Consider the following 15,180-nt stretch of genomic DNA (forward strand, 5'->3'; position numbering starts at 1 on the left):
GAACCACCGCATGCTTCGCTCGCTCGCTTCCACCGCTCTTGCCGCAGGGCTCCTCGCCGGCTGCGCCTCGACCGCACCGCATCCCGGGCAATCCGCGTCGCGCGCGCAGTCCGCGCTCGACGGCGGCCAGACCAGCAAGGCCGTGGCCCTCGCCGAGCAGGCAGCGCTCGCCGATCCGCGCAACCCGGGATACCGCATGCTGCTGGGCAGCGCCTACATGCGCGACGGCCGCTTCGAATCCGCGCGGCAGGCCTACGACGATGCGATGGAACTCGGCGAGGATGGCGGCAAGGCCGCACTCAGCCTCGCGCTGACCGACATCGCACTGGGCCATGGCGACATCGCGATCGATACGCTCAATGCCCATCAGGCCCAGATCCCGGTGGCCGACTATGGCCTCGCGCTGGCCCTGGCCGGTCACGCGCCCCAGGCCGTCGCGGTGCTCGAGCAGGCCTTGCGCACCAGTGAGCCCTCGCCCAAGCTGCGCCAGAATTACGCCTATGCCCTCGCCATGTCGGGCCAGTGGCGCGAGGCGCGCGAGATGGCGGCGCAGGATGTCCCCGCCGATCAGCTCACCCAGCGCATGGCCGAATGGGCCCAGCTGAACGACCCCGCCAACATGCGCCTGCGCGTCGCCGGCGTGCTGGGCGTGCCGATGCGCGTCGACCAGGGCCAGCCCACCGCACTTGCCCTCGCCAACTTCCCGGCGACCGCCGGCCAGGCCGTCGCCACCGCAGCAGAACCACAGGCACCCGCCGCTGTGCCGTCGGCACAAGCGCCCGCCCTCGCCAGCTTCGCAGCGCAGGAATTGCCTGCGCTCGACAACGGCGCCGCGCAGCCGCAGGTCGCGGATGCCAGTTCCGCCCCCGCTGCCGAGAAACTCGCCGTGCTGGATATGCCGCCCTCACGCCAGGCAGCGCCCGCGCTCGCCCCGCGCGCAGACCAGCCGCTGATGGCCTCGACGCCCTGGGCCCGACCGGCTGTGCCGGCGCCCCTGCTTTCGCGCCACACGAAACCCGCGAAGGGTCCGGCCCTGCTGGCCGCCGCGGCACAGGCTCGCGCAGCGAAGCAGCACACCGATGCGCTGACCGAGCTGCCCGCCGGCAGCCATGTCGTCCAGCTCGGCGCCTTTTCCACCGAGGAAGGCGCCCGGCGCGCCTGGCGGCACTATCTGGCGCGCAACCCCGCGCTCAAGGGCTATCACCCGGTCATTACGGCAGCGGTGGTCAAGGGGCGCCAGTTCTGGCGAACCCAGGCTGCCGGTTTCGCCAGCGCGGATCCCGCGCGCTCGCTATGCGGCTCGGTCAAAGCCAACGGCGGCGTGTGCATCGTGCTGGCCAATCCGCTGAATGGGCCCGCCGCAGCGCCCGCCGTCCGCTACGCCAGCAATCGGCGCTAGCCGATACAAGCCGCCGCGCCTTTTCTCCCAGCATTGAGGCGGGGGCGATCAGGCGGGGCGAACGATGATCGACAGGCCTTCGGGATCGAACGTCAGGGCGTCGATGCCCGGGGCCGAGGCGCAATCGCCGGGCTTCAGGACTTCGTCGCCCAGCCTGACTTCGCCAGACCGGGGAATGACCAGCAGCGGTCCGGCATAATCGGCCGCCAGCGCGGCATCGGGCGCACCTTCGAGACGATGCGCCGTGAAATACTTGCCGCTGGCAAGCTCGACCGTGCCGCGATCGGGAATGTGGCGATGCAGCGACGGATCGAGCGGCTCGCCGCGCGACACCGCGATCCCGGCATCGAGGTGCAATTCGCGCGGGCGACCGTAATCGTAGAGCCGGTACGTTATGTCGCTGTTCTGCTGGATCTCGATCAGGCTGACGCCGGCACCGATGGCATGAACCGTGTTGGCCGGAATGTAAAAGAAGTCGCCGGGCTGTACCGGGTACCACACCAGCATGTCCTCGATTCGCCCATCGAGCGCCGCAGCACGCATCGTCTCGTGGTCGATGGCCTCGTGAAATCCGACCCCCAGCGTCGCGCCGGGTTCGGTCGCGATCACCAGCCAGCACTCTTCCTTGCCATTGTCGGTCTCGCCGGCGGCTTTCGCCTGCGCATCTGTGGGATGGACCTGGACCGACAGCTTCTCGCTGGTGAAGATGTACTTCACCAGCAGGCTGGGCACGTCGGCGGGTGGCTCGAACCAGATCTCGCCGATGCGCTGGCCGGCCGGCGCCGCGAACGGGGCGGGCAGCACGTCCTTGCCCCAGGGTTTTTCGACGGCGCGGGTCGGCAGCTTGCTCATTGGTTCACCGCACCCTGCAATTTGCCTACCAGCTGCGCGCCCTCGGGCGTGGTAATGAGGACGTCATTGCCATCGACGACGATGATCAGGTTGCTGGCGCCGACGACCGAGACACGCGGCCCGTCACTGTGCACGAGAACGTTGGTGCAGTTCTTCAGTTCGACGTCGCCCTTGATGGCGTTGCCGGTCTCGTCCTTGTCGAGCGCCTCATGCAGCGCAACCCAGTTGCCGATATCCGACCAGGCCATGGTCGCCGGCACCATGGCGGCGCGATCGGTCTTTTCCATCACGGCGTAATCGACCGATTCCCCGGCGATGCGGCCGAACGCAGCGGCGTCGGGGTGAAAGAAGATGCCATCCTCGCGCCCGCCGTCGACCGCGGCGCGTACCGCCTCGGCGATGTCCGGGCGGTGGCGCGTCAACTCATCGAGGAAGTGGCCTGCGCGGAATGCAAAGATGCCGCCGTTCCACGAATAGCCGCCGTCGGCGAGGAAGCCCTTGGCGCGCTCAAGGTCCGGCTTCTCGACGAAGCGCTCGACCCGGTGACCCGCGCGCCCTTCGATCGAGGCGCCCTGCTTGAGGTAGCCGAACCCGGTCTCGGGCGCGGTGGCAGCGATACCGAACGAGACAAGCCAGTCGTCAGCCGCGAGTTCCGCCGCCGCCTTGGCGGCATTCTGGAACGCATCGCAATCACCGATATGATGATCGCTGGGGCAGACCAGCATGATGGCATCCGACGGCAGGCGCAGCGCTGCCAGCGCAATTGCAGCAGCCGTGTTCTTGCCCTCGGGTTCGACGATGACCTGGCTCTTGTCGGGATCGACCAGTTGCGCAGCGACATGCGGCACGTGCGCGTCGCCGGTTACGACCACGGGCGCCGCGAAACCAGCCTCCTGCGAACACCGCAGGATCGTGGCTTCGAACATGGTGGTATCACCGATCAGCGGCAAAAAAGGCTTGGGCATTGTCTTGCGCGACCGCGGCCAAAGTCGAGTTCCGCTGCCGCCGCAAAGAATAACCGGAGTAATCATGTATGCCGCTTTCCAATACGCACTAGAGCTATAACATATTTATTTGCGCGAATTCATTCCATGAGATCAAGGATCTCATCGATCGTAATGGAGGCAAATCCGACCGCGCTGTCGGAAATCCCGTAGGGGATCAGCATTTGGCCTGCAACTGCAAGCGCCCCGCAGGTATAGACGACATTGGGGACATAACCGAAACGGTCCGCATCGATGGCCGTCAACAACGGCACACGACTGCGTGCGATCACGCGCGACGGATCGTCCCGATCGAGCAAGGCGCAACCCAGCGCATATTTGCGCATGGCGCCAACGCCATGGGTCAGAAGCAGCCACCCCGCATCGGTGAGAATCGGGCTGCCGCAATTGCCGATCTGGACAAACTCCCAGGGGTACTTCGGCTCCATCAGCAGGACGCCGTCGTCGTCCCAGCAATCGATCCGTTCCGAACGCAACAGAAACAGGTTCTTGCCGTCCTGGCGACCGACCATGACATAGCGCCCGTCGATCTTCTCGGGGAACAGTGCCATGCCCTTGTTGCGCCCGGCCCGGCCCTGGATGGGCTCGAGCTGAAAGTCGCGGAAGTTGCGCGTGCGCAACAACTCCGAACGGATCGAGCTGCCTGAATAGGCAGTGTAAGTCCCGATCCATTCGAAGTCGCCATCGCCGTGGTCGAAACGCACCAGGCGCAGATCCTCGAGCCCGCCGCGCTGCTGCTCGGTGATCGGAAAGATCACGCTGTTCGACAGGCTGCTCTCGGCATGGCGATGCACCGCCACGGCGCCATCGTCCGCGCACGGCCCACCCGGATCGGGCAGCATGGCGGTCGCGAAGGCGCTCTGCGGCCAGAGTTGGAAGCTGCCATCGGCATGCACCAGACCCTCACGGAACACGATCGAACTGATATGCCCCTCACCCACCGCGCGCAGGCTCATGACGAAGCGAACCGCCCCGTCCATCATGCCCGACTGGTCGGGATGCGGGACGATCGACGGGTTCATCAGTGCCGCCGCGGCATAGGTATACTCGTGGCAGAAATAGGCACCGATAAGACGACGACGCACCGGATCGATCCCGGCATCGTCGAGATTCAGGGCGTCGCGCACCTCGGCATAGCGTTCCTCGAACAGCTGCTCGGTCTGCCAGTGCCGCTCCTCGAAATCGTGGAGCACACGTGCATATTCCTCGCTCGCCGTGCTGGCATCGAGCGAGAGGACATCGTCCACCAACCGTGCAGCACGCGAACCGCCGCGTGCTTCGCCCGTCCACCCGAGGTGGAAGGGGCGAAGTACCACGCGCGACGGGTCGGCGTGCAGCCGTTCGTCAAGAATTCGCAAGCCGCGGGGGCGTTGCGTATGGCTGGCCTCTGAAAGCTCGGTCGCCAAGAACAGTCCTTACCTTTGTCGATGATTCACGCTGTCGGGCGGTGCTGGCAACGCTTGCTTGCGCTGCTCGTTCCAGCGAGGCCACGGTATAATGGCCGATCTGGAAAGCCAAAATTGATTCCGCTCCGCAGTTCGCGTTGATTCCGCGCGGCGTGATGCCATCGCGGCAGCGCCCGCTAACGATATCGCCCAGTGCCTCGCCACGGTCGTTGGCCCCCAAGAACCAGCGATAGGCAACCAGGGCATGGTCCCGCCATTCCATCGCCCCCGTCGCGGTCCAGGCCGCATGGCAGGCATCGATCGCGGCCCACGCCTCGAGCGGCTGCTGGTCGAAGGGCTTTGCCTCGTATTCCACCGCATGTGGGCGGGTAAAGGTCTCGGAACCGATTGCACGGAAATGACCCGTAGAGCTGGTCTGTTGCGCCACGATGAACCGCAGGGCATCGAGACCGCTTTCGAGCCAGTCCGCCCGGCCAAGAATGTCGCCTGCACGCAGCAGTGCCTCGGGCAGGCGGGGATTGTCATATCCCAGCATCGCTTCGAACCACGCCCAATCCGGACGGCGCCCTTCCGCGAGCAGCGCATGGAGGACGGCGCCGCCCCGCTCGACCATTTCGCGGCTCGCGCGGTGCGTGGGGTCGACATGCAGCACCTCGATCGCGCCCAGCATCGTGAAGGCGATGCTGCGCGGATATTCGACCGTGGCAAGCGGGCCGACCGCAATGTCGAACCACTGCTGCGCCCAGGCGCGCAGTCCGGCATCGGGCGCGTGGCGCACGGCATGGCCCAACGCCCATAGCGCGCGGCCATTGCTGTCTTCCGATCCGATATCCTCGCACCACGACCGATCGAACGCCATGAAGTTGCGGAACCGGCCGGCCTCGGGATTCCAGGCGTGCTGGATGAACGAGGCATAGACCGTCGCCCAACGCTGGCGCTCGGCAAGCGGAATGGCATCCGCCACCCCCATCAGCATGAGGGCGCGGACGTTGTCGTCGAGGCAATAGCCATGGCGGCGATCGGGCACCACGCCGATGGCATGCTGCAGCATCCCGGTCGAATCGCACATCGCCCAGACGCCCGAGGTTCCCGGCGTCGCCGTCACCGGCGGCAGCGCGGCGCGGTCGCCGGCAACCTTGCCGATCAGCTGCGCGCAGTTGTCGGCAAAGCACGGCCAGATGGTCTCGCGGCCCTTGGCATAGGCCCGACGCTGCATCGCGGTCAGCGCCTCGCGATCGCCGAGCAGGCCGATGACCGCCGTCGCAACCTCATCGGCCGACCGCGGCGCGACCAGCGCCCCGACCCCGTCGGCGAGAAGCTCGCGGGCATGGAGATAAGGCGTGGACACCACGGCCTTGCCCAGCGCCACGGCGTAGCTCAGCGTGCCCGACGTCGACTGCTGCAGGTTGGGATAGGGCGTGAGATAGATGTCGCACGCCTCGAGCTGGTCGAGCAGCTCATCGGTCTCGAGGAAGCGGTTGTCCCATTCGACATGCTCGGCCACACCAAGGTCCGAGGCCAGGGCCATCAGGCGCTCGCGATAGGCCTCGCCTTCTGCGGCCACCAGATTGGGGTGTGTGGCACCGACGATGCGATAGATCGCATCGGGATGCTCCGCCACGATCCGCGGCAGCGCCTCGATCGCGGTTTCCAGGCCCTTGCCCGGCCCGAGCAGGCCGAACGTCATGATGACGCTGCGGCCCTTGAGGCCCGCCTGCTCCTTGAACGCGTCGCCACGACCGAACGGACGATCCGGCGCACCATGCGCGATCACCGTCACGCGGCGCGGGTCAACGCCATAGGTCTTCTCGAGCACGTCACGGCCATGCTCGCTCATCACCATCACGCCGCTGGCGCGATCGACGATCCGCTCAAGCACGTGGCGCTGCTGCGCCGAGGGCTCGGCCAGCACGGTGTGCAGCGTGACGATCAGCGGCGCCGCAATTCGGTCGACGAGCTCGAGCACCATGCTGCCGCAGTCGCCACCATAGATGCCGTATTCGTGCTGAAGCCACACGGCATCGACACCGTCTTCGTTCATCTGGCGGGCTGCTGCGCGATAGTCGTCGACATCGTCCGAACGGATGACCGTGCGCGCCTCGGGATAGGACAGCCCGTCGGCGGGGTTGTCGATCACGTGAAGATCGACCGACAGTTCACCATGGTGAATGCCGAGCTGCTCGTAGACGTCGGTGGTGAAAGTGGCGATGCCGCACTTGCGCGGGCGAAAGCCACCGATGAGCGCCATGCGCTTTGCACCTGCGAGATGAGGGATAGGAGGCGCGTTTTCGTCGCTCCCAAACAATTCGAGGACGGCTCCGCCCAGGGGAGTGGCGCGCCGAAAAGAAGCTGGAAATTCAAGTGTCATTTGGCTGGCTCGCCCCGAAATCTGTCTGATCGATGAACCAACGGCGGACGAGCGATAAAGTTGCACCGCAATGCACCGTAAAACCGCGATCCGTTATGATCCTGTCGCATGCCTCGGTCATCTCGGGCGACCCCGTTGCTACGCGCTTACATAGGTTGTGTTCCTGCCGCCGATCGCGACGGCGGGGTCCACCAGCGTTGCTGCCAGCCGTAGTCCGAGGCGACCGCCCGTCCCGCCGCATCCATCGCCGGGCGAAAGCGGAACCGTTGCCGGGCAAGCCGGCACGTCAGTGCGTCGGCCTCGTCATTGCCGCTGGGCTGATGCACACGGCAATCGCTGACCTTGCCATCGGTATCGACGCGCAGCACGATCACGACCTGCCGCCCGGCGCGCGCATCGCGGCCGGCGGCGGGATAGTCGCGCGTCGCGGCGATATCGCCGGCGATCTTGACTGCCTTGCGCGCGCCAATGCCCGCGCCATCGCCGCTGCCGGCTCCGCCGCTACCCGGTCCCGAACCTGCCAAGCCTCCCCCTGTCCCCTCACCTGCTAGCGCCGCCCCCGACTGCCGCGCATTCCCCTCGCCGGCGACGGGAGCGGCCGGCGGCGCGGGCAGGACTATACGCGCCGGCGGCGCCATGACTTGCGTGGCGGAAGCCTTGCGCCCGCTTGCTCCGGCATCACCGGCAGCCCTGCGCGATCGTGCTGGCGGCGGCTCCACCGGGGGCGGTGTCGGTTTGACGATGTCCAAAGTCACAGCCGCTGCATCGAGCGTGTCGGGCGGCGCAACAAGGGCGATGATGCCGCCCGCCAGGCCACGCACCAGTGCCAGGGCCAGCGCGACATGCAACAGCGCCACGACGAGAATGATTCCCGTCCTTTGCCGCCAAGAACTACGCGCTCGGCGATCCTGATCGTATCGTGGCATGGAATAGCCTGACATGGTCACGCCTCAATTGCCTTCTGCCCGCGCGGTTCCATGACGCCGTGACCCGGGCTTGAAACAGGACGAGTCGTGGCGCGACGGCGACAAGAATATGCAACCCCGTTTCAATTGCATCATGGGACGTATCGCAATCGATGCGGATAGGGTAAGGGAGCGTCAATGCGGCGACCCTGCAACCCGGGGTATCCTCGTCGCAAAGGAAAATAGCATGCGTATTCTGGTCGTCGAGGACGAGCCCTTGCTCGCAATGATGCTGGAGGAAAATCTGGCAGACCTCGGCCACGATGTTGTCACTGCCGTCGCCACCGTCGATCAGGCGCTGTCCGCGCTGGACGATGGCCCGGTCGATGCAGCCCTCCTCGATTTCTCGCTGGGCAGCGACACCACGTCGGTGCCCGTCGCCCTGCGCCTGCGCGAGGAAGGCACGCCGTTCTTCTATCTCAGCGGCCACGCCTCCTTCGACCCCGACGCTGGCGCGCCCGAGGCGCCAATGCTGCCCAAGCCGGTCAGCCTCGATGCGCTGCGCGCCGCCTTGCAGTCTGTCGCGCCCGCGGCCTGAACCTGCCGACCGCCGAGCCTGGGCCAAAGCGCCGGCCCGCTTCAGGCACGGTCACCCTTCCAGAAAACTGTCGCCACGGGCAAGCGTCACCAGCCGCAGCCCGTGCGCCTGCGCGCGCTCGGCGGCCATGGTTGAGGCGGCCGAAACCGTGACCAGCAGCGGCACCCCGGCAATCACGGCCTTCTGGACCAGTTCGTAGCTGCAGCGCGCGGTCAGCACCACGAAGCCGCTGCCGGCATCGATCCCGGCACGCGCCATGGCACCGATCAGCTTGTCGAAGGCATTATGCCGCCCGACGTCCTCGCGGACCAGCGCGATCGTCCCATCGGGCCGGCAGAAGGCGGCGGCATGGGCAGCGCGGGTTGCGCGACCAAGCGCCTGATGGTCGCCCAGTGCAGCGGTTGCGGCAAAGATCGCAGTATCCTCCACGCCGAGCTGCGCGGTCACCGGCGGCAAAGGGCGCAACACCTGGTCGAGGCTTTCGATGCCGCACAGGCCGCAGCTGCCCTCGGCCAGACGGATGCGGGCACGGTCGAGCAACGGTGCGGCGGCCTCGGCTGCGAGATTGATCCGCAGCATCCAGCCGCGCCCCTCGATGGCACTCGCCATGGCGGAGTGGAAATCGCCCCTGTCGGCGATCAACTGCTCCGACAGGCAAAAGCCCAAGGCATAGTCTTCGAGGTCCGTCGGCGTCGCCATCATCACGGCATAGCCGATGCCGTTGATCTCGATCGCGACCGGCGCTTCCTGCGCCAGCGCGCGGGTCAACGGCCGGGGCGGCCGTCCATCGGCAAACCGTTCGACGAAGGCGCGCGGGCTGGCGCCAGATACCTCAGGTCCCTGCACCCGATCAGCCGGCATCGGCACCGTGCTGCGCCGGATCGGTCACGCGCGTCTGCGGCGGCGGTTCATGGCCGGCGCGCAACTTGGCCACGGCTTCCTGAGCCGCGGGTTCGAGCCGGTCCTGCCCCGCGGCATCCAGATGGGCATAGAGCTGGCGCAGCATCGCCGGCGTCCAGAACGAGGTCAGGTGATCGGCGATGAACGCCGCCGGGCGCGGCTCGTGCGCGACGTTGCGCGCGATCTGGTTGATCATCGTGACCAGCTTGGCTTCGGTATGCCCGGTCACTCCGCCGCCTCCAGCGCGATGCCGGCGATGCGGCGCGACTGGCGGGCCTGTTCATCGTAGTCCTGCTGCCACTCGCTCGGCCCGTTCGACGGGGTGATCTGCACCGCCGTCACCTTGTATTCGGGGCAGTTGGTGGCCCAGTCCGAGAAGTCGGTGGTCACGACATTGGCCTGCGTCGCCGGGTGGTGGAACGTCGTGTAGACGACGCCCGGCGCCACGCGGTCGGTCACCGTCGCACGTAGCGTCGTCTCACCCGAACGGCTGGCGAGCCGCACCCAGTCGCCGCTCTGGATCCCGCGGTTCTCGGCATCGGTGGGGTGGATTTCGAGCAGGTCCTCGGGGTGCCACACGCTGTTCTCGGTACGGCGGGTCTGCGCGCCGACGTTGTACTGCGACAGGATGCGCCCCGTCGTCAGCAGCAGCGGGAAGCGTGGCCCGGTGCGCTCGTCGGTTGGCACATAGTCGGTCACCACGAACTTGCCCTTGCCGCGCACGAAGCCCTCGATGTGCATGATCGGCGAGCCGTCGGGCGAGGCATCGTTGACCGGCCACTGCAGCGATCCCTCGGCATCGAGCCGGGCATAGTTCACGCCCGCGAAAGTCGGGGTCAGCCGGGCGATCTCGTCCATGATCTCGCTCGGGTGGGTATAGTTCCAGTCCAGCCCCAGTGCGCGCGCCAGCAACTGCGTCACTTCCCAGTCCTGGTAACCGTTGAGCGGCTCCATCACCTTGCGCACCGGCTGGATGCGGCGCTCGGCATTGGTGAACGTGCCGTCCTTTTCGAGGAACGACGAGCCGGGCAGGAAGACGTGCGCGTAGTTTGCGGTCTCGTTGAGGAACAAGTCATGGACGATGACGCAGTCCATCGCGGCAAGACCGGCGGCGACATGCCTGGTGTCCGGGTCCGACTGGAGGATGTCCTCGCCCTGGATGTAGATGCCCTTGAACAGGCCGTCGGTCGCGGCATCGAGCATGTTGGGAATGCGCAGGCCCGGCTCGGGATCGATCGGCACGCCCCATTCGGCCTCGAACAGCGCGCGCGTGGCCGCGTCGGACACGTGGCGATAGCCCGACAGCTCGTGCGGGAAGCTGCCCATGTCGCAGGCGCCCTGCACGTTGTTCTGCCCGCGCAACGGGTTCACGCCCACGCCGCGCCGGCCGATGTTGCCCGTCGCCATCGCGAGGTTGGCGATCGCCATCACGGTCGACGAACCCTGGCTGTGCTCGGTCACGCCAAGCCCGTAATAGATCGCGCCATTGCCGCCGGTGGCATAGAGCCGCGCCGCACCGCGCAGCGCCTCGGCCGGAACGCCGGTGACCGGCTCGAGGAACTCGGGGCTGTTGCGCTCCTGGCTCACGAATTCCGCCCAGTGGCTGAACTCGTCCCAGTCGCAACGCTCGCGCACGAAAGCCTCGTCGACAAGGCCCTCGGTGACGATGACATGCGCCATCGCCGACAGCACCGCGACATTGGTGCCGGGGCGCAGCGGCAGGTGGTAATCCGCCTCGATGTGCGGGCTGCGCACGATGTCGGTGCGTCGCGGATCGATCACGATCAGCTTCGCACCCTGGCGCAGGCGACGCTTCATGCGGCTGCCGAACACGGGGTGGCCATCGGTCGGGTTGGCGCCGATCACCACGATGACGTCGCTGTCCTCGACGGAGTCGAAGTCCTGCGTCCCCGCCGAGGTGCCGAACGTGGTCTTGAGGCCATATCCGGTGGGCGAGTGGCACACGCGGGCGCAGGTATCGACGTTGTTGGTGCCGAACCCCGCGCGCACCAGCTTCTGTACGAGGAAGCCTTCCTCGTTGGTGCAGCGGCTCGACACGATCCCGCCCAGCGCATTGTTGCCATGGCTGGCGGCGATCGCCTTGAAGCGGTCGGCGGCGAAGGTCAGCGCCTCGTCCCAGCTCACTTCACGCCAGGGCTGGTCGATCGCCTCGCGCACCATCGGCTTGAGGATGCGGTCCTGGTGCTGGGCATAGCCCCAGGCGAAGCGGCCCTTGACGCAGGAATGCCCGCGATTGGCCTTGCCGTCCTTCCACGGCACCATGCGTACCAGCTGCTCGCCGCGCATCTCGGCGCGGAAGGTGCAGCCCACGCCGCAATAGGCGCAGGTGGTGACGACAGCGCGCTCGGGCTTACCGATCTCGGTCACCGCCTTTTCCATCAGCGCCGACGTCGGGCAGGCCTGCACGCAGGCCCCGCACGACACGCATTCCGACGACAGGAAGCTGTCCGAGCGCAGCCCCGCGCTGATCTTCGAATCGAACCCGCGCCCATCGATGGTCAGCGCCAGCGTCCCCTGCACTTCGTCGCAGGCGCGCACGCAGCGCGAGCAGACGATGCACTTGGTCGCATCGAAGTCGAAATAGGGGTTGCTGGCGTCAGTCTCGGCCGCGAGATGATTGGCGCCCTCGTAGCCATAGCGCACGTCGCGCAGGCCCACGGCCGCGGCCTGGTCCTGGAGTTCGCAGTCGTTGTTTGCGCTGCAGGTCAGGCAGTCGAGCGGGTGGTCGGAGATATAAAGCTCCATCACCCCGCGGCGCAGCTTCTGCAGCTTGGCCGTCTGGGTGTGGACCTTCATGCCGTCGGCCACCGGTGTGGTGCACGAGGCCGGCGTGCCGCGCATGCCGTCGATCTCGACCAGGCACAGCCGGCACGAGCCGAACTGCTTGAGGTTGTCGGTCGCGCAGAGCTTGGGGATCGACCCGCCCGCCTCGGCGGCGGCGCGCATCACCGTGGTGCCGGCCGGCACGGTCACGGTGCGGCCATCGATTTCCAGCGAAACCTGCGTGTCGGACCGGACGGCGGGGGTGCCGAAATCGGCCTGGCGTTCATAGCCCATGGGCATGCTCCTCGGCGGCGGCGAGATCCGCCGGCGTGTTGATGTTGTGCGGCACGCGCGACAGCGCGGCCGGGCGCGCGCCGACCAGTTCGGCAAAGGCGCGCAGGGAATGTTTGGTATCGCGCGCCAGCAGCGCGTCGAGCACGGGCGCGGCACTGGCCGGCCACAGCCCGATCACCGGCTGGCTATCGCAGAAGGCCGGAGCCGGGGCCAGCTGGCGCACGGTATCATGATCGAGACCATGGCTATCGACCGAGGCGGTCAGCACCGTGTCGTACCCGTTGTCGGCGGCATGGTGCAGCGCCGCCGCGATTCCGCCCAGCGGCCCCATCCCGGCGCGCGGCCGATCGGGCAGACAAGCGACCTCCGCCGCGTCGCGCCCGATGACGACCACCGCGTCGCACTGGCCCGCAAGCGCCGCGACCGCACCGCTCAGCAGGCTGCGCCCACCCAGCATCGCCAGCGCCTTGTCGCTGCCGAAACGGCTGGACTGCCCGCCGGCAAGGACCGCGCCCAGGATCATGCGGCCAGGCCCTTCGACAAGCTCAGGGCGAACGGGGATGAAAACTCAAACCCAAGACCCGTTCGGGCTGAGCCTGTCGAAGCCCCCAGCGCAAACGATCCTCCCCACACCGTGGGGAGGGGGACCGCCGCGAAGCGGTGGTGGAGGGACAAACCCTCTCTCACTCCGCCGCCTCGGCCTCAGGCTCCGCAACCCCGAAATCCTCGGGGAAGTGCCGCAGCGCCGACAGCACCGGATAGGGCGTGAACCCGCCCAGCGCGCAGAGCGAGCCGAACTTCATCGTCTCGCACAAGTCCTCGAGCAGCGCGACGTCGTCGGCCAGCGTCCGCACCGCCTTCTTGGCGTTGTGGATCTGCGGCAGGCGTTCCACCGCGTCGGCGGTCCGGCCGCTGCGCGCGCGGATGCGGTCGATCACCTCGACCCCGCGCGTCGATCCCAGCCGGCAGGGCGTGCACTTGCCGCAGCTTTCCGCCGCGCAGAAGCTCATGGCAAAGCGCGCCTGCGCGCTCATGTCGGCACTGTCGTCGAACACGGTCAGCCCGGCATGGCCGATCAGGCCGTCGGCCGCGGCAAAGCTCTCGTAATCGAACGGCAGGTGGAAATCGCGGGGCGGGTGATAGGCACCGAGCGGCCCACCCACCTGCACCGCGCGCACCGGCCGGCCCGAGGCCGTGCCCCCGCCGATAACCTCGACCAGTTCGCCCAGCGTGATGCCGAAGCCGACCTCGTAGAGGCCACCGTATTTGACGTTCCCGGCGATCTGGATTGGCATCGTACCCTTGGACCGCCCGAAGCCGACCTCAGCATAGGCCGCGCCGCCATGGTCCAGGATCCAGGGCACCGCCGCCAGCGTCAGCACGTTGTTGACCACCGTCGGCTTGCCGAACAGCCCTTCGAGCGCGGGCAGCGGCGGCTTGGCGCGCACTTCGCCGCGCTTGCCCTCCAGGCTGTTGAGCAGCGAGGTTTCCTCGCCGCAGACATAAGCGCCCGCGCCGACCCGGATCTCGACCTCGAACGGGGTAATGAAGGGCCGCGCCGCCTCGGCCGCCGCGCGCATCTTGGCGATGGCCTGCGGATATTCGCTGCGGATATAGACGTAGCCCTTGCCCGCCCCGACCGCGAGGCCGGCGATCGCCATGCCCTCGATCAGCATGAAGGGATCGCCCTCCATCACCATGCGGTCGGCAAAAGTGCCGCTGTCGCCCTCGTCGGCGTTGCAGACGATGTACTTGGGCGTGGCCGCCGCCTTGGCCACGGTCGTCCACTTGATCGCCGCCGGGAAGCCCGCCCCGCCGCGCCCGCGCAGGCCCGAGGCCATGACTTCGGCAATCGTCGCCTCGGCACCGATCTCTCGGGCCTTGGCAAGGCCGCTCCAGCCGCCATGCGCCTCGTAATCCTCAAGGCTCAGCGGACGCGTCTTGCCGGCACGCGCAAAGGTAAAGCGCTGCTGGCCGGCAATGAACGGATGCTCCGCCACCGGGCCGATGCCCTTGTCGCTGGTCCCCGCCAGAACGGCCGAAACGTCACTTGGCGTCAGCGGGCCGAACCCGTCGCCGTCGATCTCGGCCAGCGGCTCCAGCCAGTGCATGCCCCAGCTTGATACCCGCTCGACCGTGCAGCCGGCTGCGGCAAAGGCGGCGGCGACATCGTCGGCCCCGCAGGCCAGTGCCAAGGCGTCGTCGGAAATGCGGACCGTGCGGCTCATGCCAGTTCCCCCACCAGCGCGCTCAGCTTCGCGGCATCGAGCCGCGCGTGGACGGTGTCACCCACCATCGCGTTCGGTCCCACGCTGCACAACCCGAGGCAATAGACCGTCTCGACCTTGATCGGGCCGTCCACCGGCAACCGGGCGGCCAAGGCCTCAACGCCGCGCGCTTGGCAGCTTTCGGCGCGGCACAGCTTGACCACCGGCCGATCGACCGGCGCGGTGCGGAAATCGTGATAGAAGCTGACCACGCCATGCACCTCGGCGCGGCTGAGGTTCAGCGCCCCGGCAATCGTGCGGACGCTGTCCTCGGACACGTACCCGAAGGTTGCCTGCACGTCGTGCAGGATCGGCAGCAGCGATCCTTCGCGCCCGGCGTGGGCGGCAAGGATATGATCCAGTTCGGCGGTGTCGCTCATGCCGGCACCTTCGCGCGCGAGGC

13 protein-coding genes are annotated in these 15,180 nt (G+C 67.5%); 2 read left to right on the plus strand and 11 right to left on the minus strand.

What is annotated here, in order from left to right:
• The first annotated feature begins 10 nt into the window (after positions 1-10).
• Positions 11-1,399: a tetratricopeptide repeat protein gene (locus tag V7Q48_RS01920; RefSeq protein ID WP_333835930.1), complete on the plus strand. Its 1,389-nt coding sequence runs from the start codon at positions 11-13 to the stop codon at positions 1,397-1,399.
• A gap of 48 nt (positions 1,400-1,447) precedes the next feature.
• Here V7Q48_RS01920 and V7Q48_RS01925 read toward each other — a convergent pair whose 3' ends face one another.
• From V7Q48_RS01925 to V7Q48_RS01945, 5 genes are all read right to left on the minus strand, one after another.
• On the minus strand, positions 1,448-2,251 hold the full coding sequence (locus V7Q48_RS01925) for a class I mannose-6-phosphate isomerase (RefSeq protein ID WP_333835931.1): 804 nt from the start codon (positions 2,249-2,251) through the stop codon (positions 1,448-1,450).
• Positions 2,248-3,282, minus strand: a complete 1,035-nt coding sequence (locus V7Q48_RS01930; protein ID WP_333835932.1) for a mannose-1-phosphate guanylyltransferase — start codon at positions 3,280-3,282, stop codon at positions 2,248-2,250. Before V7Q48_RS01930 ends, V7Q48_RS01925 begins: the two co-directional genes overlap by 4 nt.
• 53 nt (positions 3,283-3,335) lie before the next feature.
• On the minus strand, positions 3,336-4,613 hold the full coding sequence (locus V7Q48_RS01935; RefSeq protein WP_333835933.1) for a glycoside hydrolase family 130 protein: 1,278 nt from the start codon (positions 4,611-4,613) through the stop codon (positions 3,336-3,338).
• Entirely contained in the window at positions 4,600-6,909 is a 2,310-nt protein-coding gene (locus V7Q48_RS01940) for a glycosyltransferase family 4 protein (protein WP_333835934.1), read from the minus strand. Before V7Q48_RS01940 ends, V7Q48_RS01935 begins: the two co-directional genes overlap by 14 nt.
• Before the next feature lie 266 nt (positions 6,910-7,175).
• A complete protein-coding gene (locus tag V7Q48_RS01945) occupies positions 7,176-7,886 on the minus strand; it encodes a TonB family protein (protein WP_333835935.1) in 711 nt (236 codons plus the stop codon).
• Positions 7,887-8,181: 295 nt separating this feature from the next.
• On the opposite strand from V7Q48_RS01945, the gene V7Q48_RS01950 reads away from it, so the two are divergent.
• Entirely contained in the window at positions 8,182-8,532 is a 351-nt protein-coding gene (locus tag V7Q48_RS01950) for a response regulator (RefSeq protein WP_333835936.1), read from the plus strand.
• Positions 8,533-8,583: 51 nt separating this feature from the next.
• On the opposite strand, the gene fdhD is transcribed toward V7Q48_RS01950, so the two are convergent.
• The 6 genes from fdhD to V7Q48_RS01980 form a co-directional block, all read right to left on the minus strand.
• Entirely contained in the window at positions 8,584-9,393 is an 810-nt protein-coding gene (gene fdhD, locus V7Q48_RS01955; RefSeq protein ID WP_442947076.1) for a formate dehydrogenase accessory sulfurtransferase FdhD, read from the minus strand.
• On the minus strand, positions 9,383-9,661 hold the full coding sequence (locus V7Q48_RS01960) for a formate dehydrogenase subunit delta (protein WP_333835939.1): 279 nt from the start codon (positions 9,659-9,661) through the stop codon (positions 9,383-9,385). The genes fdhD and V7Q48_RS01960 overlap by 11 nt, the downstream gene beginning before the upstream one ends.
• Entirely contained in the window at positions 9,658-12,510 is a 2,853-nt protein-coding gene (gene fdhF, locus V7Q48_RS01965) for a formate dehydrogenase subunit alpha (RefSeq protein WP_333835940.1), read from the minus strand. The genes V7Q48_RS01960 and fdhF overlap by 4 nt, the downstream gene beginning before the upstream one ends.
• Entirely contained in the window at positions 12,500-13,033 is a 534-nt protein-coding gene (mobA, locus tag V7Q48_RS01970) for a molybdenum cofactor guanylyltransferase (RefSeq protein WP_333835941.1), read from the minus strand. Before mobA ends, fdhF begins: the two co-directional genes overlap by 11 nt.
• A 160-nt stretch (positions 13,034-13,193) precedes the next feature.
• Positions 13,194-14,738, minus strand: a complete 1,545-nt coding sequence (locus V7Q48_RS01975) for an NADH-ubiquinone oxidoreductase-F iron-sulfur binding region domain-containing protein (RefSeq protein WP_333835942.1) — start codon at positions 14,736-14,738, stop codon at positions 13,194-13,196.
• On the minus strand, positions 14,735-15,157 hold the full coding sequence (locus V7Q48_RS01980; protein ID WP_333835944.1) for an NAD(P)H-dependent oxidoreductase subunit E: 423 nt from the start codon (positions 15,155-15,157) through the stop codon (positions 14,735-14,737). Before V7Q48_RS01980 ends, V7Q48_RS01975 begins: the two co-directional genes overlap by 4 nt.
• Positions 15,158-15,180: the final 23 nt, after the last annotated feature.

It is taken from the genome of Novosphingobium sp., from assembly GCF_036803765.1.
In the GTDB taxonomy this organism is placed as follows: Bacteria; Pseudomonadota; Alphaproteobacteria; order Sphingomonadales; family Sphingomonadaceae; genus Novosphingobium.